Source organism: Stenotrophomonas sp. YJH_SMC_110, assembly GCF_059369255.1.
Genome location: NZ_JCAFSM010000008.1, coordinates 86,917 through 113,682 on the forward strand (window position 1 = coordinate 86,917; position 26,766 = coordinate 113,682).

General features: G+C 64.5%; 27 protein-coding genes. 2 read left to right on the forward strand and 25 right to left on the reverse strand.

Annotated features, from left to right (window positions below):
* Window positions 1-154 precede the first annotated feature (154 nt).
* From AC5P6H_RS15290 to AC5P6H_RS15385, 20 genes are all read right to left on the reverse strand, one after another.
* The gene (locus tag AC5P6H_RS15290) at window positions 155-865 is read right to left on the reverse strand and encodes a hypothetical protein (RefSeq protein WP_495202838.1); all 711 of its coding nucleotides are present in this window, start codon (window positions 863-865) and stop codon (window positions 155-157) included.
* Entirely contained in the window at window positions 865-1,194 is a 330-nt protein-coding gene (locus AC5P6H_RS15295; RefSeq protein ID WP_495202839.1) for a hypothetical protein, read from the reverse strand. Before AC5P6H_RS15295 ends, AC5P6H_RS15290 begins: the two co-directional genes overlap by 1 nt.
* Window positions 1,194-4,682, reverse strand: coding sequence for a TipJ family phage tail tip protein (locus AC5P6H_RS15300; protein WP_495202840.1), 3,489 nt, complete (start codon window positions 4,680-4,682; stop codon window positions 1,194-1,196). Before AC5P6H_RS15300 ends, AC5P6H_RS15295 begins: the two co-directional genes overlap by 1 nt.
* Window positions 4,679-5,281 (reverse strand): tail assembly protein, encoded by a 603-nt coding sequence (locus tag AC5P6H_RS15305; RefSeq protein ID WP_049441827.1) that lies wholly within the window; start codon window positions 5,279-5,281, stop codon window positions 4,679-4,681. The genes AC5P6H_RS15300 and AC5P6H_RS15305 overlap by 4 nt, the downstream gene beginning before the upstream one ends.
* Window positions 5,274-6,014, reverse strand: a complete 741-nt coding sequence (locus tag AC5P6H_RS15310; RefSeq protein WP_014645609.1) for a C40 family peptidase — start codon at window positions 6,012-6,014, stop codon at window positions 5,274-5,276. Before AC5P6H_RS15310 ends, AC5P6H_RS15305 begins: the two co-directional genes overlap by 8 nt.
* 62 nt (window positions 6,015-6,076) lie before the next feature.
* Window positions 6,077-6,772: a phage minor tail protein L gene (locus tag AC5P6H_RS15315; protein WP_014645608.1), complete on the reverse strand. Its 696-nt coding sequence runs from the start codon at window positions 6,770-6,772 to the stop codon at window positions 6,077-6,079.
* Entirely contained in the window at window positions 6,769-7,089 is a 321-nt protein-coding gene (locus AC5P6H_RS15320) for a hypothetical protein (RefSeq protein ID WP_495202841.1), read from the reverse strand. The genes AC5P6H_RS15315 and AC5P6H_RS15320 overlap by 4 nt, the downstream gene beginning before the upstream one ends.
* 121 nt (window positions 7,090-7,210) lie before the next feature.
* Window positions 7,211-8,323, reverse strand: a complete 1,113-nt coding sequence (locus AC5P6H_RS15325; RefSeq protein ID WP_495202842.1) for a hypothetical protein — start codon at window positions 8,321-8,323, stop codon at window positions 7,211-7,213.
* Between the two features lie 202 nt (window positions 8,324-8,525).
* On the reverse strand, window positions 8,526-9,662 hold the full coding sequence (locus AC5P6H_RS15330; RefSeq protein WP_495202843.1) for a hypothetical protein: 1,137 nt from the start codon (window positions 9,660-9,662) through the stop codon (window positions 8,526-8,528).
* A 99-nt stretch (window positions 9,663-9,761) separates the two neighbouring features.
* Complete coding sequence (locus AC5P6H_RS15335) at window positions 9,762-10,916, reverse strand: hypothetical protein (RefSeq protein ID WP_495202844.1); 1,155 nt, start codon at window positions 10,914-10,916, stop codon at window positions 9,762-9,764.
* A gap of 31 nt (window positions 10,917-10,947) precedes the next feature.
* Window positions 10,948-12,099 carry a hypothetical protein gene (locus AC5P6H_RS15340; protein ID WP_495202845.1) on the reverse strand — a complete coding sequence of 384 codons (1,152 nt, stop codon included), beginning with the start codon at window positions 12,097-12,099 and terminating at the stop codon, window positions 10,948-10,950.
* Window positions 12,100-12,216: 117 nt separating this feature from the next.
* On the reverse strand, window positions 12,217-13,389 hold the full coding sequence (locus tag AC5P6H_RS15345) for a hypothetical protein (RefSeq protein ID WP_495202846.1): 1,173 nt from the start codon (window positions 13,387-13,389) through the stop codon (window positions 12,217-12,219).
* Between the two features lie 2 nt (window positions 13,390-13,391).
* Window positions 13,392-13,721 (reverse strand): phage tail protein, encoded by a 330-nt coding sequence (locus AC5P6H_RS15350; protein ID WP_032956275.1) that lies wholly within the window; start codon window positions 13,719-13,721, stop codon window positions 13,392-13,394.
* Window positions 13,718-16,375: a phage tail tape measure protein gene (locus AC5P6H_RS15355; protein WP_495202847.1), complete on the reverse strand. Its 2,658-nt coding sequence runs from the start codon at window positions 16,373-16,375 to the stop codon at window positions 13,718-13,720. The genes AC5P6H_RS15350 and AC5P6H_RS15355 overlap by 4 nt, the downstream gene beginning before the upstream one ends.
* A 64-nt stretch (window positions 16,376-16,439) precedes the next feature.
* Entirely contained in the window at window positions 16,440-16,751 is a 312-nt protein-coding gene (locus AC5P6H_RS15360) for a DUF1799 domain-containing protein (RefSeq protein ID WP_219634491.1), read from the reverse strand.
* A complete protein-coding gene (locus tag AC5P6H_RS15365) occupies window positions 16,748-17,056 on the reverse strand; it encodes a phage tail assembly chaperone (RefSeq protein WP_032956277.1) in 309 nt (102 codons plus the stop codon). The genes AC5P6H_RS15360 and AC5P6H_RS15365 overlap by 4 nt, the downstream gene beginning before the upstream one ends.
* Window positions 17,056-17,715, reverse strand: coding sequence for a phage tail protein (locus AC5P6H_RS15370; RefSeq protein WP_495202848.1), 660 nt, complete (start codon window positions 17,713-17,715; stop codon window positions 17,056-17,058). The genes AC5P6H_RS15365 and AC5P6H_RS15370 overlap by 1 nt, the downstream gene beginning before the upstream one ends.
* A 75-nt stretch (window positions 17,716-17,790) precedes the next feature.
* Entirely contained in the window at window positions 17,791-18,147 is a 357-nt protein-coding gene (gp17, locus tag AC5P6H_RS15375; protein WP_495202849.1) for a tail completion protein gp17, read from the reverse strand.
* A 23-nt stretch (window positions 18,148-18,170) separates the two neighbouring features.
* Window positions 18,171-18,521 (reverse strand): head-tail adaptor protein, encoded by a 351-nt coding sequence (locus tag AC5P6H_RS15380; protein ID WP_014645596.1) that lies wholly within the window; start codon window positions 18,519-18,521, stop codon window positions 18,171-18,173.
* Complete coding sequence (locus AC5P6H_RS15385; protein ID WP_014645595.1) at window positions 18,518-19,030, reverse strand: head-tail connector protein; 513 nt, start codon at window positions 19,028-19,030, stop codon at window positions 18,518-18,520. The genes AC5P6H_RS15380 and AC5P6H_RS15385 overlap by 4 nt, the downstream gene beginning before the upstream one ends.
* Before the next feature lie 378 nt (window positions 19,031-19,408).
* Between AC5P6H_RS15385 and AC5P6H_RS15390 the strand changes: the two genes are divergently transcribed.
* Both AC5P6H_RS15390 and AC5P6H_RS15395 read left to right on the forward strand, forming a co-directional pair.
* Window positions 19,409-20,365, forward strand: a complete 957-nt coding sequence (locus AC5P6H_RS15390; RefSeq protein WP_495202850.1) for a cation diffusion facilitator family transporter — start codon at window positions 19,409-19,411, stop codon at window positions 20,363-20,365.
* 111 nt (window positions 20,366-20,476) lie between these two features.
* Window positions 20,477-20,902 carry an organic hydroperoxide resistance protein gene (locus tag AC5P6H_RS15395; protein ID WP_004153735.1) on the forward strand — a complete coding sequence of 142 codons (426 nt, stop codon included), beginning with the start codon at window positions 20,477-20,479 and terminating at the stop codon, window positions 20,900-20,902.
* 231 nt (window positions 20,903-21,133) lie between these two features.
* Here the strand turns inward: AC5P6H_RS15395 and mmsB are convergent, their stop codons facing one another.
* The 5 genes from mmsB to AC5P6H_RS15420 are packed head-to-tail and all read right to left on the reverse strand — an operon-like array spanning window position 21,134 to window position 26,673.
* Complete coding sequence (gene mmsB / locus AC5P6H_RS15400) at window positions 21,134-22,024, reverse strand: 3-hydroxyisobutyrate dehydrogenase (RefSeq protein WP_032962101.1); 891 nt, start codon at window positions 22,022-22,024, stop codon at window positions 21,134-21,136.
* Complete coding sequence (locus AC5P6H_RS15405) at window positions 22,021-23,196, reverse strand: enoyl-CoA hydratase/isomerase family protein (protein ID WP_495202851.1); 1,176 nt, start codon at window positions 23,194-23,196, stop codon at window positions 22,021-22,023. The genes mmsB and AC5P6H_RS15405 overlap by 4 nt, the downstream gene beginning before the upstream one ends.
* Window positions 23,193-23,990: an enoyl-CoA hydratase gene (locus AC5P6H_RS15410; protein ID WP_495202852.1), complete on the reverse strand. Its 798-nt coding sequence runs from the start codon at window positions 23,988-23,990 to the stop codon at window positions 23,193-23,195. The genes AC5P6H_RS15405 and AC5P6H_RS15410 overlap by 4 nt, the downstream gene beginning before the upstream one ends.
* Window positions 23,987-25,153, reverse strand: a complete 1,167-nt coding sequence (locus AC5P6H_RS15415; protein ID WP_495202853.1) for an acyl-CoA dehydrogenase family protein — start codon at window positions 25,151-25,153, stop codon at window positions 23,987-23,989. Before AC5P6H_RS15415 ends, AC5P6H_RS15410 begins: the two co-directional genes overlap by 4 nt.
* Before the next feature lie 14 nt (window positions 25,154-25,167).
* On the reverse strand, window positions 25,168-26,673 hold the full coding sequence (locus tag AC5P6H_RS15420) for a CoA-acylating methylmalonate-semialdehyde dehydrogenase (protein WP_014645591.1): 1,506 nt from the start codon (window positions 26,671-26,673) through the stop codon (window positions 25,168-25,170).
* Window positions 26,674-26,766: the final 93 nt, after the last annotated feature.

Below are 26,766 nucleotides of genomic sequence, written 5' to 3' on the forward strand. Positions count from 1 at the left end.
ACGGGTTCCTGAGCCGGGCGGGCCGGCTGCCGATGTGCGGCAAGGGTCAGGGTGGCGTGATCACTGCAGTGCGCCGTCGACGAGCGTAGGAGGGGCGCAGTCTATGGGAAGGGCCCAGGCGGCTCAAATGGCCGCCCGGGCCGGCAATCCCCGCTCAGTAGGTGTAAGCCGCAAGGACGAAGCTTGGCAGACGCGAGGCGAACGTCTGATAGGACGCTCCACTGAGGGAACGCTGGCGATTGGCAGCTTGCCGGGTGAAGTTGACGCGCATCTGCGATGCATTCGGCGTGCTGATGGCCGCCGCATAGCGCATGTTGGTACGGATGGTGGGATTACCGCTGGGCATCGCATAGACATCGTGACAAAGGCCGATGTCTGACAGCAGGTAGGCAAGATTGTCGCCCGGGCCGTTGATCAGGTCACCGGTGAGAATGTTCTCGTTGGACATCTCGCTGGGGAGCGGCGGTCGGGCGCCAGTCGTATTGACCAGGCCCGCCATGCGCAGCGGGCGGCTGCTCATGTCCCACTGCAGCGAACCGTCGGCGTTGTAGACCTGCATGCCAGTATTGTTGCTGGGAACCGCATGTCCCCATGCCCACCATTCAAAACTGGTGGTGCCCTGGGCCATGTTCCAGCTGAAACCTGCAGTGCCGGTGGAGATCCGCGTGGAGCCGCCATTGCAGCGGATGAACACCAGGTAGGGCACGCTCTGCGCGGGCAAACTGACCGATCCACGCTGGCCCAACGGCGACGTGTTGCTACCGATGGACTCCACCCCCTTGCCTGCCGCGAAGAAGGCAAGGGCGCGTGCGTTGACCAGAACGGGGACGCCGCTGTCGTTGGTGACTTCAAGGCCGACGGTCATCAGAAACTCCCGTAGAAGACATAGGCATTGGGATTGGTGGTCGTCATGAACGTGAAGTTGAGTGTGAGGTAGTCGCCCTCGGCGGCGCCTGGTTTGCTGAAGGACATGGATGCCATGTTCGGCGCGGAGAACTGGTTTCCATTCATGTCCTGCCAGCTGTCCCAGAAGGTGCTCGGCAGAATCGCGAATGGCTGCCCCATGCCCCCCATGCCCACATAGATGCTGTCTCTGGTGCTGACGTGCATCTCACCCATTACCTTGCCGGCACGATCATTGGTGTCGAACCACATCTGCCCATCCGGGCCGAATATCTGCATACCTGTTGCCATTACCAGATCCCCATGCGGACGCGGACGCGGCCGTTGCTGTCGTAAACGTGGATGACACTGTCATTGATGGTCAGGCGGCCGCCGTTCTCGGGGCCGTTCATCGTCAACGTGCCGTTCTTGTCTAGCCTCCATCGCGGTTGCCCGCCGGCACCAACCGCATTGGACTGGATCACGTCGCCGATCATGGCGTTCTGGATCCAGCCGTTGCCGATCAGTGCCTGGCTGATGAAGGTCTGCCCGCCCTGCACCACGAAGGGCGCACTGACCTGCCCGCTGTTGGTGTTGAACAGCGCGAAGCGATCAGCCTGCATCAGGATCTGGCTCTGGTAGCTGCCATCTGGCTGCTGCTCCACGCCCAGACCCATGCCGGCCATGTAGATCTGCCCGGCGCTGGTGATCTGCGCCTTGACCGTATAGGTCGCGCTGACCTTGCCATCCAGGTTCACCACGGCCTGCGAGACCTGCTGGACCGCAGCGCTGACACCCTCGATCTTGCCTGGAACACCTTCGATGGACGCTTCGACCGTGTCCACGCGCTTGGCCAGTGCCGCGTCCTTCTCGGCCATTACGCTGTAGACGGTGATGGCACCGGCGCTGACATCGTTCTCGCCGACGTTATAGTCCTCCTCGCCGGCAGTGTGGTCGCTGACCTGCGCGAACAGGCCATCGACCTTCTGCCCCTGCGCAGCCACCTTGCCATCGACGTCGGTCACGTCCATTTCCAGCTGGTCGACACGGCCGACGATTGCGCCCGCCTCGGCGATCGCGTCGCCGATGTTCTTCCAGTGGCTGCCCGGCGGCGTCTCGTTGCCTGCAGCGGCGCCCTGCCAGCTCCAGATCCTGCCGTCGTGGATGACGGTCTGCCCTGGGCTGTAGGTTGCCTCGGCATCCCAGACCAGCGGCAGCACTTCGGTGACGCGCTCGATCTTGCCCTTCAGCTGTTGGCCCAGCGCGCTTTCGTTGATGCGGCCGGCGAAGTAGGCATCGTAGTCCGAAGGGTTGCTGCTGGACTCGCCCAGAACACCCATCTCCACCGGATGCCACGGACCCACGTTGCCGCTGCGATCGACCAGGCGCCCCCAGAACCAGAAGCGTGCGCCCGCCGCGAGACCGTTCATCTGGTGCCGCGACTGTGGATAGGCGAAGTCGCCAAGCTTGATGGCCGCTGCGCGATCCGGGCTGGTGCTGTACCAGAGCTCCGTGCGTTCGGTATCCGTGGCGCCTGCCGGGAATTGCCAGCCCAGCTCGATGCCGAACACCCTGCTGCGCGCGGTCAGCGAGGTCAATGCCGGTGGCGGCGTCGTCTTGCCTTCAATGGTGGTGAGCGCGCTGAGCGTCGGCTGCGACACCGCGCCCAGCGCATTGACCGCGCGTACGCGGGCCAGATACTCGCCTGCGTAGACGCCCCGCACTTCCAGGCTTTGCGTCCCGACGCGACCAGCGCGGACCCAGTTGAGATCGCCACGGCGCCATTCCACGTCATAACCGATCGCCTTGTCCGCAGCATCCCACTCGATCGTGAGCACGGAGGTAGCGATGCCCTGGTCGACCACCACATGCGAGGCCATCCGCACGTTGGCCGGTGCCGGCTGCACGCTGGGCGGGATGATGCTGATCGGCGGCTGCTCCAGGCGCGTGCCGTCGTCGATGGCGGCGTACTTGCCCGGCACGTGCTTGAGCGCGGTGATCTGATAGGTCAGGTCCTCGCCTTCGCTGATCGACAGCACGCGATAGTGCTGCAGGGCCAGCTCCGGCGATTCCAATGCCCAGACCGACTGCGCCACCGGCACCGCCGACCAGGGCGCGCTGACGGTCACCGTCTCGCCGTCCACCGACTGCACCGTGCGTGCTTCGGTCTGCCCGCTGGGCAGGGTGGCACGCAGGGTGTCACCGGCCGCGATCTGTTCCGGCATGCGGTCCAGCACCAGGCTGCGCGCACCTGCACTGCGGATGCGACCCGCATTGCGGCGGCCGGCGCGGTTCGGGTCGGCCACCTGGATCACATCACCGGGCATGCAGCCCAGCGCATCCAGGCCCACCGAGAAGCTGATCGTCTCGGTTTCCAGCATCTCGGTATGCAGGATGTGGTTGCCCACGCGCTGCGCCTGCGAACGCGAGTGGCAGCCCACCGCCGTCACTTCGGTCTGGTTGATGCCGTAGCGGGCCACGCCCGGAAGGTGCTGTACGACTTCGACCTTCTGCCGGCCGAAGTCGTCCGGATCGATCCACGACACCAGGGCCACCGTGTGCCGCGCCGTGCGGCTGCTGCCGGCATAGTGGAAGCGCCCTTCGATGACGTTGGCCTGGCTGTAGGTCAGCACCGGGTCCTTGGGCATGTCGGCCGAGGCCATCACTTGCCCCGCCGCATAGAAGCTGATGCCGCGGAACATGGTGGCGATGTCCTGCAGCACGCGGTAGGCCTCGGCGCGGGTCTGCAGATACAGGCTGCAGGTGAAGCGCGGCTCCTTGCCGCCCTGGCCATCGCTGACCAGTTCATCGCAGTAGCGCGCGATCTGGTACAGCCGCCACTTGTCCACCCAGTCCAGCGGAACACGATGGCCCAGGCCGAAGCGATCGTTGGTGACGATGTCGAAGAACACCCAGGCCGGATTGTTGGTCCAGCCACTCTTGAAGGTACCGTCCCACACACCGCTGTAGAGACGGCTGAGCGGATCGTAGTTGGAGGGGATGCGTACGATGCGGCCCCACAGCTGGTAGGACCGGGTGGGAATGTTCTGGAACTGGCTGGCATCAACCTGCACCGCCGCCAGCGCACAGTTCGGATAGCGCAGCTTGGCATCGATGATCTCGGTCATCGACAGCACGTTGACGGTATCGGCGATGGTGCTGCTGTTGGCGTTGGCGGTCAGCCGGCGGATGCGCACCTGCCACTGGCTGCCGGCAGGCAGATCGATGCGGCGGCTGCGCTCGTACTGGCTGGTGGTCTTGCCGCTGAAGGCATCGGTCAGCACCGTGCTGAACGGGCCGCCGTCGGTGGACAGATCCGCCGCGTACATGATCCGGTAGCCTTCAGTGTCGCCGTTCTCGGTGTTGGTCTTCTGCAACGCCGGCACCGCAAAGCGGATACGGACGGCTGACAGATCGGCACCCGATACGGTGCGCACCACCGGCGCATCGCTGCGCAGCTCGACGTTGACCCCGACTTCGTTCTCGATGGAGGGGAAGCCGCTGATGTGCTCCTGGTCCTGGGTGCCGGAACGCGTCTGCACGTCCACGCCGGAGAAGTTCAGCGTGCCGTCCGGATTCTCGATCGGCACCTGGTCCAGGTAGATCGACTGCTTGCCGGCAACCAGGCCACGGATCTCGCCCTCGCTGGCGAGGTCGATGATGCGGGCCACCGCCATCGAGTGCAGGCTGTCGGCGGTTTCGACCGGGGTTCGGGCGTTGCTCGCGCCCTTCTTGGCACCCGCCAGCACTGGCGTGGCTGCGCCACGCGTGCGCGGCGTGGGATGAGTGGTCTGATTCAAAACTGGTCCTCCGCCAGGATGCCGCCGCTGATCACGGCCGAGCCGATGAACATGCCCTTGGTGTCATGGCCGCCATAGGCGACCGGCACGGGGTTGCCTTGCGCCTGCGTGTTGACGGTGCCGTTCATGCTGTAGCTGGGCGCGTTTTCGGGTGTGTCTTTGGCACCCAGCCCTTTTGGCTGGGGGGAGAGCATCTGGGCGACGCCACCGACCACCATGCCCACACCCATCTGGATGAATCCGGTACCGGATCCACCGGCCGCAATGTTCATGTAGACGCCAACAACAATCAAAACAACGCCCATGATCGTCTGCAGAATGCCTCCCCGCTTGCTGCCCACCAGCACCGGCGCAATACGGATGTCATCCTGTCCCGGCGGGTCGTGCAGCTGATCCCGCGACAGGTTCTGCCGCCCGTTGAACACGGCAAACTCCATGCCCTTGGCCTTTGCGCCCATCAGGTACTGCTGGAATCCCGGCAACATCGTGCACAGCGCATGCACCGCCTCGGCCGGGCTGTTCACCGCCAGCCGGAACCTGCGCCCAAAGCGCGCACCCAGCTTGCCGTACAGGCGGATCGTACGAAGACGGTCAGTCATGGCGCACCTCGCGATGGCGGACGATGCAACGGGTGCGCTCGGCCCACATGCCGCCGTACGGTACGGTCTCGGACAGGCGGCCATGCAGGTGATGCAGCATCTGCCCGTCGCCGAGGTAGATGCCCGCGTGGTTGGTGACCGGCGAGCGGATCTGCATCAGGATCATGTCGCCCCGCTGCGGCTCGCCCTCGATCAGGTCGAAGCCCTCGGCGTGCAGCCGTTCAAGGCTGTACAGGTCCTGGCCGTGGCTCCACCAGTCGTCCTGGCGTTCGTACTCGGACAGCGGGATGCCCAGTTCGCGTGCGTGGAAATCGCGGACCAGGCTGTAGCAGTCCAGCACACCGTGGGCGAACTGGCGACCGACCAACGGTGCCATGTAGCCAGTGGGATGCAGGGTCTGCAGATCACCGCACAGCGGTGCCTCGCCTGTTACCTGGCCGACGCTGACGATGTGCCAGGTCAGCCCGCTGCGCTCGCACATGACCCGATCGGCGTCGGACGGCGTTGCGGCGGCATCGGGATGGCTGTGCACCAGGGCCAGCACCTCGCCCTTGTCCTCGGCCACCGCATAGTCCTCAGCGGGCAGGCGGAAATGCTCGCTGGGCGTGGCGGCCACGTTGCGGCAGGGAAGATAGCGTTCGTGGCCTTCAATGGCCACGATCAGCCCGCAGCATTCGCGCGGGTACTCGGCCACGGCGTGCGCCTGGATGGCCTGCAGGGTTGTCGGTTGCATGTTTCACCCATGAAAAAGGCCCGCGCGGGCGGGCCTGGAAAGTGGAATCGGGAGGGAGTCGATCAGGAGCGCAACAGGCCCGCGGCGGGGAAGCCGCCATAGGGCAGCGGCTTGTCCTGGCCGAAGCGCAGCTTGCAGCTGCGTACCCGACCGCCGCACTGGTCACGCGCCGGATCATCGGTGGCGACGTCGTCGCTGTCGGCCACCGCTGGACCGTTGTAGCCGCAGTACGCGCCGCGATAGCCGCCACGCACCAGCCAGCCACACATGCCGGCGATGATCTGCCTGCCCGGCAGCTGCTGCCCATTGAGATCGATCGCGGTGGTCAGCTCGAATTCGACCATCTGCTTGTCCTCACCGATCTTGCGCTCGATGAACCAGACTTCATCAGGGAAGTGCTCGCCGGGATCCGCGCTGGGATTGCCTTCCTCGAAGTTGGCGGCATCCAGGTACTTGGCCAGTGTCTGCCGGCGGATGATGCGGGCACCGACCAGGTCATCGAACAACAGGCACATGGCGGTGATGCGGCCATCGATGTTGCTCACGCGCAGGCGCGGGTTCGGCGGTTGGTCGCTGGTGCGCTCGAAGCCGCTGGCCTCGATCGGCCAGGGGCCATATTCCTGGCCCTGCCACCAGATGAGGCCACTCTGCAGGTGCGCGTGGAAGAAGAGCTTGTCGGCGCCGAAACTGCTGGCGTCGAGTTCATAGACGGTGATGCGGCCACCCGGCTCAAGCTGCTGGGCATCGGCGGTGATCATGGGGTGTTCTCCTGTTTCGACCAATCGAACATGTGGGGCTGTGGAAGTGCCGTACGAACCTGCTCCCAGCTCTCAACGCCTGCAGGCCAATCTTCGGCAAGCTCCTCGAGCGCGACACTGACTGCGTCGCGCCAGGCGATCATGGCAGCGGCATTCTGTGCATAGCGGGGGACAGTACTGTTGATGTAGCTGCAGCAGTTCTCGATGCTGTCGTGGCCGAGGCGAAGCGCATATGGCGTCATCCAGTCCCATGCCAGGGAGCGCAACAGCTGATGACGGCGCTCCGACGTGATGCTGAGCAGAGATTCAGCAGCCACTGTGGTATTTCCGGCCGCCACCCACTCCTCGTAAAGGGCCCATGAGCGGTGCCCTCTCGGTATGAAGGTGGATGAGTCCGTGCACCTGACAATGTCTGGATTTCCTGTCAGTTGATACATTTCAGATCTCCGCGTCCGATGTCCAGTGCCACCACATTCCCCAGGCGCCACTGTTGTTGTTGCCGTAGAGTGAGAACCCCGATTGGGATGCGTCCTCGACCACGCCATTGATGTCGGCGTTGTTGTTCTGGCAGATTTTCCCTGCCGCTCCGGACTCGGAGGAGTAGAGGGTGACCGCCGCCGAGCTGCGTTTGGGAACCCGGTACTGCTGGTAGAAGAAGTTCAGAGCGTTCGCGGCGGTAGACTGTGCTACACAGCTCCGCCCTTGGCGGGTAACCGTTCCCGGGGGTACCGCCGCGGGGTAGCTCTTTTCGAAGTAGCGTTGGCAGAGCATCAGCTCAATCGAGTCTGGCCGCAGTTCATACTCTGTCGGCGTAGCCCCTCGCTCCAGCTGCATGCACGTCAGGGAGAATGAGCCCGATTGGGCGACGAGCTGACCGCCATAGGCCGCAGGCGTGCAGAAATCCACAATGACATGAAGCTTGCTGTTCGGCCCGACCGCTTTTCCCTGGATGCTTGGCAGATCAGCCGTGAAGTAGCGCAATGAAGATGCAGTGCCAAGTTCCTGGACACCTGCATAAACGGTCACATCCGGAGATCCACCCGATCCGAAAGATTGAATGAAGCGCACGCCGACTTTTCTTTCGGGTGAATCCGCCCATGCCTGCATGCTCAGGGTGACTTTTGACCCGGACAGCGTCTGCACGCCTTCGACCGGCTGCGTACAGAAGGCTTCCGTGGCAGCAGTCGCCCCGGATACATCGCAGCTCATATAGCCTGGAACGCCAAACGCGGGGGTTCCAAACTCTTTTTGAGCCACCCTGACCTGACCCGTCCCGGTACATACGATCTGATACCTGTCGGGAACATAGACTGCGAGTGGCGCAACCACCGTCCTGCTGCCGCCTCTTTGCCAAAAACGGAAGTCACCATTGATCAGAACATTGCGTCCGGTCAGCCTGCCTGCGATCCCCGCGAGCGTGGATTCCACATTGCCCAGCCCGTCGTAGACCTCTGCAAAATTCGCATTGATCTTTGTGAACGCCGGGCGCTGTGTTTCACCCCGCTTGCCGTTCGCCTGAACGGTATCAAGGTCGATTATCTTTCTGCTCATTTAGCTTTCCTTGCCGCATCGTCGAAGCCTGCGGTCATGTTGTACTTCGGCCGGCTCATTCCGAAGGATGCCGGGCCACGGAGGGTTCATGGATCCCCTCAGGACTGTCGGTTGCATCTGCCATCCATGAAACAGCCCGTGTGGCGGCCAGGTGGCAATCGGAAGTGCAGCAGGCTCGTTTGTGGAGGGGCGGTTGCAGGGGTCAGAGCTCAGCGTCTGCGTGCACCAGGACCTGGGAGGTGGTCGACCACACCACCACCGCACCCCAGAGCTGCATGTTGTTCGGCATCGAGGCGATGACTGCCGCGTCAACGGTGGACTGCCAGCTGGGCGCTCCGCCGTCGAAGTTGACCAGGTTTCCGGCATTGCCGAAGCCCACCAGGTTCAGCGCGGTGGACGGCGAGGAGATTCTGGGTGCTGAGCGCTTGCGCACCTTGAACGGGATGCACGCTCGCGTGTCGCCGTTGGCGGTGTAGGTGATGCCGATGATCCGGTTTACATCCACCGTCTCGTAGTAGCGCTGGCACAACAGCAGCTCCAGTGCTTCGGACCGGCGGTCGAAGTCGGTGGCGGTATCGCCTTCTTCGATCTGCACTTCGGCCAGTTGCACGCTGCCGCTCTTTTGCCCGGCAGCGAACGCGCGGCCGCCGAAATCGGCACCTGCGTCCAGCCAGAAGCTCAGTTGCAGGTAGCTGTCCGGGCCCAGCGTCTTGCCGGCAAGACCGGGAACTTCCACGGTGACCTGGTACCATCGCCACAGCGTATCGAGCACGACCGAGGCGCCGATGCTGTCGCGCGCGGTAGACCCACTCGTTCCGTAGGACTGCTGCAGCTCCACGCCGATGCGGAAGTCGTCCACCGAGGCGCGCGCCTTGAAACTGATCGTGACGGTGCGCCCGGCCAGTGTCCGGACATCCTCGATGCGCTGTTGGACCAGCGCCATGTTGCCGGCACCGGCAACGCTCTGCACCTCCAGCCGAAGCAGGTGGCGCGACCCAGCCAGCAGGCGCCCTCCCTGGCCGCCGCCTGGAGGCACATCCTCGCGTGAGGCAGCCACCTTGGTGCCGATGGCATTGACCGCCCAGCGGTCAGCGATGTAGCGAGAGCCCGTGGATGCAGGGAAGGCTGCACCGCGCTGCCAGAACCGGAAATCGCCGTTGATGAGCGGGTTCCTTCCGGCCATGCGGCCTTCCAGATGCATGAGCGCCGATTGCGCGTCGTCCAGACCAGCGTAGATCTCGGCGAAGTTGTCGTTGATCTTGGTGAATGCCGGCCGCTGGGTTTCACCTCGTTTGCCATTGGGCTGGACGGTGTCCAGGTCGATTATCTTTCTGGTCATGGGGTTTCCCTTGCTGGAGCGGAAATGCACGCAGCCGTGTTGTTCTTTCGGCGACGCATGCAGTGCAAGTCGAGAGTGGCGCGGCGTATCCGAAGACGCTCAGTAGATCTCTGCGTCCGCCGTCCAGTGGAACCAACCACCCCAGCGTCCCGGCGCGTTGCCCCAAGCAACCTCGAAGACATTCGTCGCGATCGTGGGAACCGATGCGGGAGTTCGGCTGCTGTCATCCTGATTGACGTATCCAGGTTCGACTAAATTGTTGTTGGGCCTGATGACAATCACCGGTGTCGCTCGCTTGCGCGTCTTGAATGGCACCGACAGGTAGCTGGTTGCGCCGCTCGCCGCCGAGTTGCCCCAGCTGTAGCGACCGCTGTTGGTTGGCGTTCCTGGAACGACATCAACGTCGTAGGACTTTTCGTAATAGCGCTGGCACAGTTGCAGTTCGTCGGCCAGCGGGCGCAGGTCGAATGCCGTTGCCCTGTTGCCGCGCTCCAGTTGCATCATCGCAAGGCCGAACTCCCCGCTCTGACCGGAGATAACGCCGCCATAGGCATCCGCGCACAGATCCACCACCAGCCACAGGAAATCGCTGTCGGCATTGCTGCCCAGCGTCTTCCCCTTCACCGATGGCAGTCGCGCACTGAGCTGGAAATAGGTCCAGGACGCGGCGGTGACCGCTACGGTTCCCAGTTCCACGCTGACCGCGGCGGACGGCGAACCACCTGTACCAAAGTGCTGGATGAGACGAACACCGATGCGTTTTCCTGGCGGGCCATAGGCGAAGCCGGAAACCGTCACTTCGCCATCGGACAGTGTTGCCGCGCTCTCGACCTTCTGTGCGACGTAGGCGCTGCTACCTGCACTGGTCTTGGAGACAACACTGTTGAGGAAACGGCGCGATTCCGGCGCGGCACCGTCGGCAGGCAGATTGGCCCCACGATTTGCGGTATGCGTGCAGCCCAGCGCTGCCGCGGTCCAACGATCGGCCACATAGATCTCGCCGCCCTGGGTGGTGCCGGTAGTAGCCCGCTGCCAGAAATCGAAGTTGCCGTTGATCAGGCGGTTCCTGCCAGGAACTGCAGTCTGAAGAGCGCGCTCCAGTGAATCCACACGCCGTCCGATCGCGGTCACGCCATCCAGCGCGCCATACACTTCTGCGAAGTTGTCGTTGATCTTGGTAAACGCCGGGCGCTGTGTTTCACCCCGCTTACCGTTCGCCTGAACGGTATCGAGGTCGATGATTTTTCTCGTCATTGCTGTCGTCCTGTTCCCTGCGGGCGCCCCATCAAAGCTCGGCGTCGGCCCACCAATGCCACCAGCCGCCCCAGCGGCCTGGATTGTTGGTCCAGCTGACTTCGTACCCGGAAGGCGAGGCGTAGTTGACCAGGCAGGGCACGCGGGAGATGTTGTCTTCCGCGATGTGTCCATCCTGCTGGATGTTGTCGGCCGAGATGATCATCACGTAGGGATGAGCGCGCTTTGCCGTCTGGAATCGCACGCTCTGGTAATGCGCCATTCCCGGTGAGTTGATCGAGAATGCCTCGCGCCCTTCGTTGTGCGCCGTGTTGGGCACGATGTCGAGGTTGTAGCTCTTCTCGTAGTAGCGCTGGCACAACGCCAGTTCCACACCTGGCGGCCGCCAGTCGAAGCGTGTCGCTGCGCGGCCCGATTCGACCTGGAACTGGGTAAAGCCGAACGAGCCGTTCTGTGCCACCAGCTCGCCCTTCTGACCAGCACCGCACAGGTCGAACACTACGTCGAGGTGGTCGTTGCCGTTGCTGCCGAGCACCTTTCCCCGGGTACTCGGCAACGTCACCGTGATGCTGTGACGTTTGGCGGTGGTGCCCAGTGTGAGCACACCGGCTTCCAGCACCACCTGCGGCGAGGGTGAGCCGCCGGTTCCGAAATCCTGGATGACACGCACGCCCACACTGCGACCGGGCGCATCAGAGTTCGCCCATACCGAGATCGTGATGTCTCCACTTGCACTGCGGACACCCTCGATCTTCTGCCCCATCCAGGCGCCACTTCTGGTGATGGCCTCGGATACGGTGCAGACCAGAATCGACCGTGTGTCTTCCGGAAATCCGGCCTGCCCGTCGTACGCCACCCGCTGTACGTCGTGGTTGCAGACCAGCGCCGAGTTCGTGAAACGGTCGGCGAAGAACACTTCCGCGCCCAGCGTCCCCGACCCAGTGCCGACACGACCAGATGTACGGCGTTGCCAGAACTGCAGGGCGCCATTGATGAGCAGATTCCTGCCTGGAACGCGCTCGGTGATGGCATTCGCCACGGTTTCCGGGATCTTCGCGACCTCGGTCAACGCGTCGTAGACCTCGGCGAAATTCTCGTTGATCTTGGTAAACGCCGGGCGCTGTGTTTCACCCCGCTTTCCGTTCGGTTGAACGGAATCGAGGTCGATGATCTTTCTTGCCATTGTTGGCTCCTTGAACGAGGTGAATCGGCGGCGTCCGCTCGGCGTCTGAGTACTTTCATTCCGTCAATGGGCGGATCTCACGGCTTTCCGCCCGATCCCGCAGACGCATGAATGCACTCAGAGTTCGGCATCGGCGGTGTAGTGGCCTGCCAGTAGAACAGAGCCGCTTACCAGGAAGCCCGCACCGCCTACGTCAGCCATGAACGCCTGGCTCGTTGCCATGACTACGTTAGTCAGCGTTCCCGCGCGCCATGTTCCGCCCGCGGCGTCGTAGTACCTCCAGAAGCTCGGCGATCCGATGTCACCACCTTCTCCGCCTGCATGGAACAGCAGCTTTGGCGTGCTGCGCATCGTGCCTTTGAACTCTGCAACAACCCGGCAGGTGCCACTGTTGAAGGCCACGGCGTTCCGATGGACGGCGGAGCTGCTCCTGCTGTTGGGAACCTCTGTAACAGGAAAGGACTTCTGGTAGTAGCGCTGGCACAGCGCAAGCTCGTGGGCCGGTGATCTCCACTCGAAGCGGGTCGCCCGTGCGCCGGCTTCCCATTGCATTTCACCGAAGTACAACTGGCCTGCCTGCGCGCCGAGCCCTCCTGTGCGCGCGTTGAAGTCGCTGCCTGCTGAGAGCCATACCGCACAGATGACCGAATCATCGCCACCGCCAAGCGTCTTACCGTAGATGGAAGGAAGACTGACGGTCTTGCTGATCCGGTTCAGGCCCTGTGCGAGCGTGAAAACTTCCGGCTGGATCGCCGTGACAGTGGGGCTTCCGCCCGTTCCGAAGCGCTGCAGGAACTCGACTGCGATCTTTCTGCCTGCGGTGCCTGCGTTGTAGACCAGGAAGGATAGCGTGCTCTCCGATGCGGCAAAGGTCCGCACACTTTCCACACGCTGCTCGAACAGGAAATGGTGTCCGGCGGCGTTGTGATTCCCGTTGCAATTGGCGGCCAACGTAAACAGGCTTCTCGGGAAGTTCGAATCGCCCGGGGCAACGGGTGATTTGAATATGACTGCTCCGTCCATCCCTCCCTGCTGTGCAATGAATCTGTCTGCACAGTAGGCAGCGGCGGCGGTGAAGTTGTCCCCACGCTGCCAGAGCTCGAAATTCCCATTGATCAAACGGTTCTTTCCCGAGACTGAGTCTGCGATGGCACCAGGGATTCCCTCCAGCGCCAACGCAACATCCTGAAAGTTCTGGTTGATCTTGGTGAAGGCGGGCCGCTGGGTCTCCCCCCGCTTTCCGTTGGGCTGGATGGTATCCAGGTCGATTCGTTGAAGATCAATGCTCATGCCTACGCCTGGAAGGTCTGTTCGAAGGTGGCGGTGATGGTCGATACCTGGCCGCCGAGATGGCTGTCGGTGTAGGAATCACACATGTACAGCCCCTGCCCCAGTGGCCCTTTCCACAGGAAGCTGCGGCCGGCATGACCATCCAGGAAGGTCACGATCTCGTTGATCGTTTTGCGGTTGCCGACGAACTGCAGCTGGTAACTGCGCGAGGTGGCATTCAGGCCATCGGCAGCGGCCTGCGCATAGCCATCACCGAACTTCGCGCGCTTCACGGCGGCGGTGGTGGTTCCAGTACTCTGGCTGGTTGCCGGCCAGGTGAAGGTGTCGGTCATTGCATGGCACTCCTGCTGAGCACACCGCCTGCCTTCAGGTCACGACTCTGCAGCTCGCGGTACTTGCGTTCCACGAACTGGCCAATCTCGTTGCCGAACTGCTGCAGCATGCTTTCGTTGGTGGTGACTTCCTTGCCACCGTTGTTGTCGATGCGGATGCTGACTCCCACTCCGCCACCACCGCCGCCACCGTGCGCGGCCACACCCAGGCGGCCGTCCGGCCCGCGCCGCAGCGGCATGATCGCTTCCGGTCCCGCTTCGCCGAACACGCCAGCGCCCTTGGCGAAGGCGAACAGTTGCGGGGTGTTGTAGATGCCACCGGAATAGGCAGAGAGACTGGGTGAGGCATAGACGCCTCCCAGGGCATGAGGCGTCATGTTGCCGCTGGTCAGCCAGCTGGTGTTGTTGCCGAAACCGGCGGCGAATCCCGTCGAGGGAGCTGCGCTGGCACCCCCGCCCATGCTTCCGGCGAAGGCACCTACCACACTGTTGATGATGCCCATCAGGGCCTGCTGCGCTGCGATTCGTGCCAGGTCCGCGATGATCGAATCAGCCAGGTCGCTGAAGTTGAGCTTGCCGGTAAGAACGAACTTGGTCAGAGCATCTTCAGCGCCTTTGAATGCCTTGCTGAACAGCTCCTGGGTCATGCCGGCCGTATTGGAGGCGGACTCGTTGTAGTCCTCAAAGGCACTGCGCGCGCCATTGCGCCAATCGCCCATCTTCTCCATCCGACGGCCCTGATGGTCCTGCTCATCCTTCAAGCGTCGATCCCGGCTTGAACGCAGCGCGTTCGACTGGTCGCGGAAGCTCTGACTGCCTTCGGGCGCGCCGCTATCGCGCAGCGCCTTCATCCCTTGATCGTACTCACGCTGGATGGCATTGACGCGGGCGAGCCGTGCAGTGGCTTCCTTGCCGTGACCGAAGCCCAGGAGTTCCTGCTCGTTCGCGCTGCGACGCGCTTCTTCTGCGTCTCCCAGCGATCTGTTGAGCTTCTCCAGTTGGGCGGCAGCCGCAATCTCTTCCTTCTTCTGCGCAAGCGCCTGATCGCTGACTTCCAGGCTGGCACGTGCCGTTTTCAGACGTATGACGGCAGCCGTGTCACCTTTCTCCTCCGCATCCTTCAGCGCAATGGTAGCTTCGTCAAGAAGGCGCGTGCTTGCGGTCTTCTTGTCTATCCCCAACCGCTGGATATCGTTCTGGTCGATCTGCTTCTGGATGCGCTCGAACAAGGTGGGTTCGGCCGGCACAGATGGGAGACGTGGAACTGCGGCAAGGGACGGCCCGCGCGCGGGTGGGTCTGCCGATGGAGGGCTGGCAGGCAACGTCGCTTCGATCAGGATCGGCTTTATGTTCTGCTGTACTGCGCGCAGCGCTCCCTTGGCCTCTTCCAGCTCTTTCTTGGCACGAGCATATTCGGCAAGGCTGTAGCTTGAGCCCGTGGTCCCGCCCAGGGTGGTGTTGTGCCAGCGACGCAGGTTGGTTTCGGCATCTGCGATGTTCTTGCGCAGATCGTCGCCGCTGTCTGCCCGGAACGGCTCCTTCACCATGTCCCACAGCTCGGAGAAGACGGTCTTCGCCTTGCGCCACGCGCCTTCCATCAATGTGGCGCTTTGGATGACCTTGGGGGCCACCTCTCCGATCTTGCCTGCATACGCCTGCATCAGCAGGGCCGAGGCGTCGGCCTGGTTTCCCTGCGCGATAAGCGATTGGATCTGCTTTCGCTGTGCGTCGGTGAGCACATCGGTCTGCTGCTCCAGCTCCCTGAGCGCTGCAACCGGGTCCTGCCTGATCTTGACGAACGATGCGATGACCTCTTCCGCGCTGCTGACACCTGCGTCCTGCCACTGCAGCGCGGCCTGCGCGACCATCCGCAGTTCGTCCCCGGCGAACTGACCTGTCATGGCGACCTGGTTCAGTGCTTCGGAGGCTTCACTCATGGTGATGCCATCAATTCTGCTCATGGCCTGCGCATAGCCGGTCAGCTGCGGCACGTTGGCGCTGAGCCGATCGCCGACGATCAGCAGCGATCGCTCGAAGGACGCCGCCTCGTCACTGGCGGAGTTCCAGGCGACGGCTACGCCCCCCACGGCGGCAGCCAGTGCTGCCGCCGCCGCTGCCATGGGATTGGCCAGCGCGGGGAAACGGCCAACCAGCCCGGTAAGAACCTCGGCGGCATCGTCGTAGGCACCCTTCAACTCCGTCGCTTTGCCGATCTGGTCGGCAAATGTCGAGCCACCCCCATCGGCTCCAGCGGCTCCAGCGGCTCCAGCGGCTCCGCCGAATGTTGCGGCCGGGCTGCCCGACGCGCTGGCCGCCGCTTCGGCTTCATTGCGGTAGGCACGCAGTTCATCGCGCGCTGCGCGGATGGCGCGTTCGTTGCTGGCCATCTGACGGGCCATTTCGTTGATCAGTACTACGCTGGCCTTGAGTACGGCATTGAGCATCTCCTGCTCCAGCCGCATGCTGTCCACCTGCGCGCTTTGCTGTAGCAGCATCTGCAGGCGTGCGCGTTCAGCCCTGTCCAGTTGCTGATACTGCTGCTGTGCGGAGGCGGTCATGTCGGCCAGGCTGCGCTTGGCAGCCTGCGTGGCGGCGCCGAGGTTGCTGTTGACCTCGATATCCACCCGCGCAACACCGAGCGGTGTCTCGCTCATAGGGGTTTCCTCAGGAAAAGGTGACCCCGCCGGCTGGCGGGGTCGGAGTGAGCCAACAGGTGGCTCATTGGCTGTGCATCTCGTCGAGGGCAGCCCGCTCTATCACGCGGATGCCTGCCATTACTTCTGCGTGCTTTTCGGCAGTAAGCCCTTCACGCTCGAGCTCCCGGTAGACCACGTTGTAGTCCAGACCCGTCGGGCCACCGGCGCCGGTGCGCCACTGGGTGGAGACCCGCGAGAAGATGTCGATGGGAAGTGCACATTCTGGCCATAGTTCGATCTGTGGCGGCTGGAAGTGCTTTGCCTTCAGGCCGAGCTGGTTCAGTTCGGCCTCGGTGGGGGCACGCCAGTACAGTGCCCCCACCGCCTCGATCAATTTCCCTTGCGTGCGACCTGCAGAGCCTGCACGTAGCCACCTACGATGGCGCCGTCCAAGCCGATCTGCTGCTGAAGTGCCAGTTCGACACCTGCCGTATCCAGCGCTACATCTGCATCCCACTCAGTGACGATGTCCAGGATTGCCTGGGCAGGCGTCACCTCGCCGGCCGCCAGGCGCTGCAGCAGGTCCGCGTACGCGGCCTGCTGCAGGTGACGGTAGGTCAGGTTGAGCTTCTGCTCGCGGCCATGGCCGGCAATGGTCAGGGTGCTCTTGAAGGTCTCAGGTGCCTTGACCTGGAACATCAGACGCCCTCCACCAGGATCGAGTCGGCCAGCGCGGTGAAGGTCGCGGTGGTGCCCATCGGGGTGTTGGCGGCCATGGTCGGGTCGCCGTTGTAGCTCAGGTAGCCGTACCAGTACAGCACGTCGCCGCCGACCAGCTTGGCCCGCAGGATCACCGGCTCGCCCTTGGCGTCAGCGTTCTTCAGTGCCGAATACCACGGCTTCTTCGGATCGTAGAACAGCGGCAGGGTGATGGTCTTGGCGTTCTTGAAGGTCGGCATCTGCACCTGGCGACCGGTCGGGTCTTCGAGCAGCGTGCCGCTCCAGTACTGCTGCTCGCCACCGCCGGTGGTCGGGTCGCCCTGCTGGTCCAGGTCGACGAAGGCGCCCGCCTTGCGCAGTACACCGGCACCGCTGGTGCCGGGGAACAGCACGGTATCGGTGGTGTCGATGCCCAGCAGCTCAACGCTGCCGGTGGCTTCAGCACCGGCGCGGGTGGCGCGGTTGTTCAGGGCCGGCCAGCCCGGCAGTTCAATGACCACCACATCGCCGGTGTCGACGCTGTTGGCGGCAACGCTGGCCAGCGCCGGCGCAGCCTTGGAGATCGCGCTGGTGGCGATCGCGGTGGAGACGACCGGTGCGAAGCCGAACTGGGTGCCCTTGGGAAGCTTGAGTGCCATGGTGTATTTCCTCTATGGATTGAAATGAAAAACCCGGCAAGCGCCGGGTCTGGGGTGTTGCATGGAACGGTGAAACTACGGGTTGGCGTACCACAGCCCGAATTCGAGTCGTGCGCCGTACTTCCTGATTGCCGGCTCATGGACGGCAATGGCGGCGCCGAACGATTCGGACTTCGGTAGACCTCCGCATATCTGATCCTCGATGTTGCGGATCAGGGTGTTGGCCTGGGCGCGGCTGTCTGCCCAGACGGTCAGCTGCACGCGAGCGTGCTTCTGTTCGGGAATGGAACCTTCGTTGAACCACACGGACTGTCCACCCATCTGCTGGTAGACGGCACACGGATAGATGACCGGTTCCGGCGGAAGGTCGGGATACAGCCGGCCCTGCAGCAGCGGGGCCAGCAGCGCGTGCAGCTGTGCTTCGTAACTCATCGCGGTGTCCTGGTTGGCGTCGCTCAGGCGATGCCTGAAGACTGTTCGGTGAACAGCACCGTGGTCTGGCGCCGGCTGAAGTCGGGCGCAACGCCGGTGATGTTGAAAACACGACCGTCATGCACGATGCGCATGCCGGCCTGGATGCCTGCCTGTCGTGCGGCTGCCAAGCGGACATGGAAGCGCTGGCGCCGGATCGTTGCCGGCAGGCGGCTTTCCAGCGTCAGCCGCTGCACGCTGTCTGCGCGGTCGGCGATGATGGCGGCCCACAGCTCTGCCACCGGCTGCCAGGCGTCCAGCGGCTGCCCCCACGCATCGAGCTGGCCGTCCTGGCGCTCGATGCGGATGCGGCGATTGAAGTGGCCGGCGTTCATGGCGTTGCTGCCGATCGGTACGGATCAAGCAGCGCGGCCACGCCGAACGGCAGCTCCATTGCGATGGCAGCGGCGCCTGCCGGTGCATCGAACGTCTGCGCAGAGACGACCACGGCTTCGCGATGGGCGTACAGGTGGCCCAGCAACAGGCGCACCGCTGCACGGATGCTGTCGTTGACCGGCATGCCCTGCAGCAGGCGCGCACTGCGCGCGGTCGCCACGGCCAGGCGGCGATCGGCCACATCACGCATGGCCTTGGCCTTGGCCGCGTTGGTCTCGGCATTGGCGGCGGCAACCGCGGCTTCATGCCCGGTCACCGCCGCCGCCATGTCCTGCGGCAGCTGGTCCAGCGCCTGGTCCAGCGCGGCCTGGTCGGCGTACAGCTCGCGGCCCAGATAGGCCGCGGCTGCGTCGCTGGCTGCGGCCAGCAGGTCACCCAGGATGGCGTCGTCAAAATCGCCGTCGATACGGCAGTGCGCGCGGCACTGCTCAAGGGTCAGCAGGGGCATCGAATCCTCCTTCGTTGATGGATGTGGAGTGCCCCGATCCTGCGCGCACGGCGGCGCCCCACGCGATCACCAGGACGGCGCGGGAAAGGCAGGATCGGGGCGGAAAACAGAACGGCTGCGACGGGGACGTCAGGGCCGGTGGCGGTGACCTCGCAGCGCGCGACGGCGCAAACGAAAGAAGCCCCCGGGGTCACCGGAGGCTTCTATGTCATCGTGGTACAAACGATACGCTTCGGGTGTGCACCCGTCAATCCGCAAACGGTTACCAGTCTGGTGACTTTTCCAGGCGCTGTGCGGGCGTGGTCATGGCGACGTGCCGCAGGCTGGATAGAATGGCAACGCGCTGCTTCCGCAGCCTATTTCCCGCTGGATTCCCGCATGCCTGCCAACACCGAACGCTTCTTCGATGCGCGTACCGAACAAGGCGTGCTGCGCCTGTCCATCGCAGGCTCATTGCTGCTGGCTGCCGCTGCGGTGGTATTTGGTCTTCTGGCCAATTCCTCGCTGATCATCTTCGATGGCATCTACGGCCTGATCGATGTGGTGATGACGTGGCTGTCACTGCTGGTCGCGCGTCTGATCGCACTGTCCACCAGCACCGACGCGCTGCAGTCGCGGCTCAACCAGCGCTTCACCATGGGCTTCTGGCACCTGGAGCCCATCGTGCTGGGGGTGAGCGGCACGCTGATGATCGGCGCGGCACTGTATGCGCTGGTCAATGCGGTGGATGCGCTGATGTCCGGCGGCCGCCACATCGCACTCGGCCCAGCCATCGCCTTCGCCGGGTTGTCGATCATCGGCGAAGGTGCGCTGGCCTGGTTCGTGCTGCGCGCCAACCGCCGCATCGGTTCGGAGTTCATCGCGCTGGACGCGAAGAACTGGGTGATCGCCGCCAGCATGTCGGCCTGCTACCTGCTGGCCTTCCTTGGCGGCGTACTGGTGCGCGGCACCTCGCTGGCCTGGGTCGGGCCGTACATCGACCCGGCCATCCTTGCCTTGGTCTGCGTGCTGGTGATGATCGCCCCGCTCGGGACGGTGCGCCGGGCGCTGGCCGGCATCCTGCTGGTCACCCCGCCGGAACTGCAGGCGCACGTGGACGCGGTGGCACGCGCGATCGTGGCCAAGCATGGCTTCGTCGAGCATCGCAGCTACGTCGCCCAGGTGGGGCGTGGCGAGCAGATCGAGTTGTTCTTCGTGGTACGCGAGGACGATCCGCCGCGGCCCCTGCTGGAATGGGACCAGCTGCGCGACGAGATCGGCGATGCGCTGGGCGAGGCCTCGCCGGACCGCTGGCTGACCATCATGTTCACCACCGACCGCGAGTGGACGATCTAGGCCAACAGGACGATCAATCAAGTTTTTCGTACGGACTGCAACCCAACGTACGCAGAAACCGGGCAAAGTAGGCTCCATAACAGTACCCACCCACTGACCAGGAGCATCCCGATGTCCATCGAAAAGGTTCTGTATACCGCCCAGGCCACCTCCACCGGCGGCCGTGAAGGCCGTTCCGTCTCGTCCGACAACGTGCTGGACATCCAGCTGTCGACCCCGCGCGAGCTGGGTGGTGCCGGCGGCCCGGGCACCAACCCGGAACAGCTGTTCGCCGCTGGCTACTCGGCCTGCTTCCTGGGCGCGCTGAAATTCGTGGCCGGCCAGGCCAAGGTCGCGCTGCCGGCCGACACCACAGTCACCGGCAAGGTCGGCATCGGCCAGATCCCGACCGGCTTCGGCATCGAGGCCGAGCTGACCATCAACGTGCCGGGCGTGCCGCGCGAGCAGGTGGAAGAACTGGTGCAGAAGGCGCACATCGTGTGCCCGTACTCCAACGCCACCCGCGGCAACATCGACGTGACGCTGATCGTTGCCTGATGCGGTGCTGCCGGCCAGCGGCCGGCACTACCCGCGCGCGGTGCAAAAAAATGGGCGGATGCCGGTCGAAACCGGGCATCCGCCCATCCCACCTCGGGTGGGCCCCAGCACGTGGCCGGGGACGCATTCGCTGCGGCGCGCATCCATCCTTCTGGAGAAGAGCCCCCTTGTTGTTCAAGGGGGCGCGCCAACGGCGCGGGGATAAGGTGGAATGCGCGGACCAGCGACCAGTTACTGGTCGCTGGTGATGAGCTGCACGACGCTGGAGAAATCCAGCTTGCCGCGGCCGGCCTGGTGGTTCATCGAGTAGAGATTGCGGGCCACTTCGCCCAGCGGAATCGAAGCGCCGACACTCATCGCCGCTTCCACCGCCAGGCCCATGTCCTTCAGCATCAGATCGCTGCCGAAGCCACCGCTGTAGCCACGCGAGGCCGGCGCATTCTCCAGCACGCCCGGCCACGGGTTGCACACTTCGGTGGCCCAGCTGCGGCCGGTGCTGACCGCCATCATCTGCGACAGCACCTTGGGGTCCAGCCCGTGCGCCACGCCCAGTGCGATGGCTTCACCGGTCACCGCCATGATCACGCCCAGCGCCATGTTGTTGCACAGCTTGGCGACCTGGCCAGCGCCGCTGGCGCCAACGTGGAAGATGTTCTTGCCCATCGCCTGCAGCACCGGGCGTGCGCGTTCCAGCGCGTCTTCCTCGCCGCCGACGATGAAGGTCAGGGTGCCGGCCTGGGCGCCGGCGGTACCGCCGGACACCGGCGCGTCGATCATCTGCAGGCCACGCGCGGCGGCCGCTTCCGAGACCTTGCGGGCACTGGCCGGGGCGATCGTGCTGCAGTCGATGACCAGCGCACCGGCCGGGATCGCGGCAAGAATGCCGTCGTCGCCCAGGTACACGCCTTCGACATGACGGCTGGCCGGCAGCATCGAGATCACCACTTCGGCATCGGCCAGGGTGTCGCGCGCCGACGATGCAGCGCTGGCGCCGGCGTCGACAGCGGCCTGCACCGCGGCCGGAACCAGATCGAACACGCGCACGCTGTGGCCGTTCTTGACCAGATTGGCGGCCATCGGGCCACCCATGTTGCCCAACCCGATGAATGCAATGCGGCTCATGCAAGGCTCCTTTCAACAAGGGGAGTGCCCAGGTCGGCCAGCGGATGCGCGGCGTCGGCCCAGGGGGAAGCGAAGAAGGTGTCTGCCCACGCGCCAGTGGCCTCGGCCAGGGTGGCCGGGTTCCACTGCGGATTGCGGTCCTTGTCGACCAGCAGCGCCCGGATGCCTTCGGCGAAATCACCATGGGCGGCGCAATGCAGGGCGACGATGTACTCCAGGCGATAGATCGCGGCCAGGTCCTGGCCGGCACTGCGGCGCTGCAGTTCGTACGCCAACCGTGCCGAACCCGGTGCACCGGCAGCAAGGGCCTTCTGAGCCGCCTGCAACCAGGCGTCGTCGGTCTGCAGGCCGGCAATGCGCGCCACGATGGCTTCAAGGTCATCGCCTTCGCACAACGCATCGACCTGCGCCGCGTGGGCCAGCAGTGGACCGGTGGCGGCATCGCTGGCATGCGACTGCAGCAGATGGGTCAGGCGTTCGTGGTTGTGTGCGGTGTCATTGGACCAGGCCACCTGCAGCAGCGCATCGAACACCGCGCTGCGGCGCTCTTCGGCCACGTGCACGTCGGCCAGGCCGGCGTAGATGGCATCGCCCGGGTTGAGCAGTGCGCCGGTCAGGGCCAGGAACAGGCCGCCGTTGCCCGGCACGCGCGGCAGCAGCCAACTGCCACCGACATCAGGGAACAGGCCGACGGTGATTTCCGGGAAGGCCAGCTTGGAGCGTTCGCTGACCACACGGTGGCTGGCGCCGGACATCAGGCCGATGCCGCCGCCCATCACGATGCCGTGGCCCCAGCACAGGATCGGCTTGGTGTAGGTGTGGATGAGGTAATCGATGCGGTATTCGACGTCGAAGAACTCGGCGGCATAGGCGTTCTGGCGGATGTCGCTGTGGCCGGCCTCACGGAAGGCGACCATGGCCTTGTACAGGCTGTGCAGGTCGCCACCAGCACAGAACGCCTTTTCGCCGGCGCCCTGCAGCACCACCATGGCGATGCCATCGTCGTCGGCCCAGGCGTTGAGCTGCTTCAGCAGCAGGTGCGCCATCGGCAGCGAGAAACCGTTGAGCGTACGCGGCGCATTGAGCGTGGCGATGCCGATGCGCGTGCCGTTGCCAGCCACGCGCTCTTCGAACAGCACCGGTGCGTCGTCGGCAGCGGTATCCGTGCTCATGCGTTCTTCCACTGCGCGGCGCGCTTTTCCAGGAAGGCAGTCACGCCCTCGACCTGGTCGGCGGTGTCGAACAGGTCGACGAAGGCTTCGCGCTCGGCCACCAGCGCCGAGGCGTGGGTGCCGGTGCGGGTGGACTGCACCAGGGTCTTGCAGGCGGCGATGCTGGTCGGGCTCTGCTTGCCGGCCTTCTTCGCCCATTCCAGCGCCAGCGCCTTGGCTTCGCCCTTGCCGACCTTTTCTTCGGCCAGGCCAATGCGCAGCGCGGTCTCGGCGTTGATGCGCTCACCCAGCAGGATCATGCGCTTGGCCCAGCCCTCGCCGACCAGGCGCGGCAGGTTCTGGGTACCGCCGGCACACGGCAGCAGGCCGACGGTGGCCTCCGGCAGCGCGACCTGGGCATGGTCTTCAATGATGCGCAGGTCGCAGGCCAGCGCGCACTCCAGGCCACCGCCCATGGCGTAGCCGTTGATCGCGGCGATCGACACGCCACGGAAACCGGACAGCGCTTCGAAGGCTTCACCGAAGCGGCGCGCGGCCTCACGTGCAGCGGCCTTGTCGCCGGAGGCGAACTGGTTGAGGTCGGCACCGGCGGAGAAGAATTTCTCGCCGTCACCGGTGATCACCAGCGCGTAGATGTCGCGGTCTGCGTTGAGCGCGCCGACCAGGTCGCGCAGCGCCGACAGGCTGTGCACGGTCCAAGTATGCGCCGGCGGTTTGTTCAGGGTGACCACGGCGGTGTGGCCATCCACCTCCACCTTCAGGCCCACGTGCTCCTGGGTACGCCAATCCTTCATCGCAGTTCCTCTTCGGTGTTGAGCAGGTGACGGGCAACGATCACCCGCATGATCTCGTTGGTGCCTTCCAGGATCTGGTGCACGCGGCAGTCACGCAGCAGGCGCTCGATCGGGTATTCGCGGATGTAGCCGTAGCCCCCGTGGATCTGCAGCGCTTCATTGCAGACGTTGAAACCGGCATCGGTGGCGAAGCGCTTGGCCATCGCGCACCACACGTTGGCATCGCTGGCACCGGCATCGAGCTTGCGTGCGGCGGTGTGCACCATCTGCCGTGCAGCCACCAGCTGGGTGACCATGTCGGCCAGCTTGAACTGCAGCGCCTGGAACTCGGCCAGCGCCTTGCCGAACTGGCGGCGCTCGCCCATGTAGCGGCGCGCAGCATCCAGTGCACCCTGTGCGGCACCCAGCGAGCAGGCGGCGATGTTGATGCGGCCGCCGTCCAGCCCCTTCATCGCCAGCTTGAAGCCGCCGCCTTCCTCTCCCAGAAGGTGGCTGACCGGCACGCGGACGTTCTCGAAGGTGATGCCACGGGTGGGCTGGCTGTTCCAGCCCATCTTCTCTTCCTTGCGGCCGAAGCTGATGCCCGGCAGGTCCGCCGGCACCGCAATGGCGCTGACACCGCCGGCACCGGCACCGCCGGTACGCGCCATCACCACCAGCAGCTCGGTGGCACCGGCGCCGGAAATGAAGGCCTTCGAGCCGTTCAGCACGTAGAAGTCGCCATCGCGCACGGCGGTGGTCTTCAGCGAGGCCGCATCGGAACCGGCGCCCGGTTCGGTCAGGCAGTACGAGGCCAGCTTGTTGCCCGATGACAGGTCGGTGCCCCAGGCATCGCGCAGTGCCGGCTGGCCCCACGTCGACACCATCCACGAGGCCATGTTGTGGATGCTGATGTACGCCGCCGTCGACGGATCGACGCTGGCGAGCTCCTCGATGACGACGGCGGCGTCCAGTCGGCTCAGGCCGCTGCCGCCCACTTCCGGGTCCATGTACAGGCCGCAGAAGCCCAACTCACCGGCCTTGGCGATCGCCTCGCGCGGAAAGATGCCCTCCGCATCCCATCGCGCGGCGTGCGGCGCCAGTTCGGCCTGTGCGAAGTCGCGCGCCGCCTCGCGGTACGCCTGCTGCGCTTCTTCCAGTTCCGTCGTCATCGAGTGGTTCATGGCTGCTCCTGCCGTTACTTCAGGCTGATCGTGGTGTTGACGCCGTGGCTCAGCGTCTCGTCATCGAACCAGCGCGCGGTGACCGTCTTGGTCTGGGTGTAGAACAGCACCACCTGCTTGCCATACGGGCCCAGGTCACCCAGCTTGGAGGCGCGCGAACCGGTGAACGAGAACAGCGGCACCGGCACCGGGATCGGCACGTTGATGCCGACCTGGCCGACGTCGATGTCTTCCTGGAACTTGCGCGCGGCAGCGCCGGACTGGGTGAACAGTGCGGTGCCGTTGCCGTTCGGGTTGCTGTTGACCATCGCGATGGCCTCTTCCAGCGTTTCCGCTTCGAGGATGACCAGCACCGGCCCGAAGATTTCTTCCTGGTAGATGCGCATGTCGGTGGTGACACCGGCAAAGATGGTCGGGCCAACGAAGTTGCCCTTCTCGAAGCCATCGACCTGCGGCTTGCGGCCATCGAGCACCAGCTTGGCGCCCTGCTCCACGCCCGAGGCGATCAGGCCTTCCACGCGCTCGCGGGCGCTGCAGGAGATGACCGGGCCGACGTCGGTACCGGACACGGTGCCGGCGCTGACCTTCAGGGTCTGGGCCTTGGCCACCAGGTCCTGCACCCAGTTGCGCGCTTCACCGACCAGCACCAGCGTGGAAGCCGCCATGCAGCGCTGGCCAGCGGCACCGAAGGCGGCACCGACCATTGCGTTGAGGGTCTGTTCCTTGTTGGCGTCCGGCAGCACCACGGCGTGGTTCTTGGCGCCCATCATGCACTGCACGCGCTTGCCGGCCAGCGAGGCGCGGTTGTAGACGTGGGTGCCGACGCGGGTGGACCCGACGAACGACACGGCCTTGATGTCCGGGTGGTCGCAGATCGCGTTGACCACTTCCTCGCCGCCGTGGACGACGTTCAGCACGCCCTTCGGAATGCCGGCTTCCAGGGCAAGCTCGACCAGGCGCATGGTGACCATCGGGTCCTGCTCGGACGGCTTGAGGATGAAGGTGTTGCCCGTTGCAATCGCCATCGGGAACATCCACAGCGGGATCATCGCCGGGAAATTGAACGGGGTGATGCCAGCGCACACGCCCAGCGGCTGCATGATCGTGTAGGTGTCCACGCCATTGGCCACGTTGTTGGCCAGCTCGCCCAGCTGCAGGTTGCCGATGGCGGCGGCGTGCTCGACCACTTCCAGGCCGCGGAACACATCACCTTCGGCGTCCGGCAGGGTCTTGCCCTGTTCGGCGGTGAGGATGTGGGCCAGCTCACTCATGTTTTCGCGGATCAGCTGCTGGTACTTCAGGAAGATGCGCGCGCGGGTGCCGATCGGGGTCTTGCGCCAGGTCTTGAAGGCTTCCTTGGCGGCGGCGACGGCGGCGTCCACTTCGCCGGTGGTGGCGAACGGCACCTGGGCCAGCACGTCCTGGGTGGCCGGATTGATCACGTCCTGCCAGTGGGAAGTGGCCGATTCAACGAACTGGCCATCGATCAGCATGCGGATACGGGGCGCTGCAACAGTCATGACGACAATCCCACAGGGTGCGAAAGATGCTTGGCATTATTCACAGCACCCGGCTCGATTTCCGGGCTGAATCCGCTTAATCTGGCCAACACG

Coding starts and splice junctions, on each gene's coding strand:
- AC5P6H_RS15290 (WP_495202838.1), bottom strand. CDS start 865: ATGACCGTCGGCCTTGAAGTCACCAACGACAGCGGCGTCCCCGTTCTG.
- AC5P6H_RS15295 (WP_495202839.1), bottom strand. CDS start 1,194: ATGGCAACAGGTATGCAGATATTCGGCCCGGATGGGCAGATGTGGTTC.
- AC5P6H_RS15305 (WP_049441827.1), bottom strand. CDS start 5,281: ATGACTGACCGTCTTCGTACGATCCGCCTGTACGGCAAGCTGGGTGCG.
- AC5P6H_RS15310 (WP_014645609.1), bottom strand. CDS start 6,014: ATGCAACCGACAACCCTGCAGGCCATCCAGGCGCACGCCGTGGCCGAG.
- AC5P6H_RS15315 (WP_014645608.1), bottom strand. CDS start 6,772: ATGATCACCGCCGATGCCCAGCAGCTTGAGCCGGGTGGCCGCATCACC.
- AC5P6H_RS15325 (WP_495202842.1), bottom strand. CDS start 8,323: ATGAGCAGAAAGATAATCGACCTTGATACCGTTCAGGCGAACGGCAAG.
- AC5P6H_RS15330 (WP_495202843.1), bottom strand. CDS start 9,662: ATGACCAGAAAGATAATCGACCTGGACACCGTCCAGCCCAATGGCAAA.
- AC5P6H_RS15335 (WP_495202844.1), bottom strand. CDS start 10,916: ATGACGAGAAAAATCATCGACCTCGATACCGTTCAGGCGAACGGTAAG.
- AC5P6H_RS15340 (WP_495202845.1), bottom strand. CDS start 12,099: ATGGCAAGAAAGATCATCGACCTCGATTCCGTTCAACCGAACGGAAAG.
- AC5P6H_RS15345 (WP_495202846.1), bottom strand. CDS start 13,389: ATGAGCATTGATCTTCAACGAATCGACCTGGATACCATCCAGCCCAAC.
- AC5P6H_RS15350 (WP_032956275.1), bottom strand. CDS start 13,721: ATGACCGACACCTTCACCTGGCCGGCAACCAGCCAGAGTACTGGAACC.
- AC5P6H_RS15355 (WP_495202847.1), bottom strand. CDS start 16,375: ATGAGCGAGACACCGCTCGGTGTTGCGCGGGTGGATATCGAGGTCAAC.
- AC5P6H_RS15365 (WP_032956277.1), bottom strand. CDS start 17,056: ATGTTCCAGGTCAAGGCACCTGAGACCTTCAAGAGCACCCTGACCATT.
- AC5P6H_RS15370 (WP_495202848.1), bottom strand. CDS start 17,715: ATGGCACTCAAGCTTCCCAAGGGCACCCAGTTCGGCTTCGCACCGGTC.
- gp17 (WP_495202849.1), bottom strand. CDS start 18,147: ATGAGTTACGAAGCACAGCTGCACGCGCTGCTGGCCCCGCTGCTGCAG.
- AC5P6H_RS15380 (WP_014645596.1), bottom strand. CDS start 18,521: ATGAACGCCGGCCACTTCAATCGCCGCATCCGCATCGAGCGCCAGGAC.
- AC5P6H_RS15385 (WP_014645595.1), bottom strand. CDS start 19,030: ATGCCCCTGCTGACCCTTGAGCAGTGCCGCGCGCACTGCCGTATCGAC.
- AC5P6H_RS15390 (WP_495202850.1), top strand. CDS start 19,409: ATGCCTGCCAACACCGAACGCTTCTTCGATGCGCGTACCGAACAAGGC.
- AC5P6H_RS15395 (WP_004153735.1), top strand. CDS start 20,477: ATGTCCATCGAAAAGGTTCTGTATACCGCCCAGGCCACCTCCACCGGC.
- mmsB (WP_032962101.1), bottom strand. CDS start 22,024: ATGAGCCGCATTGCATTCATCGGGTTGGGCAACATGGGTGGCCCGATG.
- AC5P6H_RS15405 (WP_495202851.1), bottom strand. CDS start 23,196: ATGAGCACGGATACCGCTGCCGACGACGCACCGGTGCTGTTCGAAGAG.
- AC5P6H_RS15410 (WP_495202852.1), bottom strand. CDS start 23,990: ATGAAGGATTGGCGTACCCAGGAGCACGTGGGCCTGAAGGTGGAGGTG.
- AC5P6H_RS15415 (WP_495202853.1), bottom strand. CDS start 25,153: ATGAACCACTCGATGACGACGGAACTGGAAGAAGCGCAGCAGGCGTAC.
- AC5P6H_RS15420 (WP_014645591.1), bottom strand. CDS start 26,673: ATGACTGTTGCAGCGCCCCGTATCCGCATGCTGATCGATGGCCAGTTC.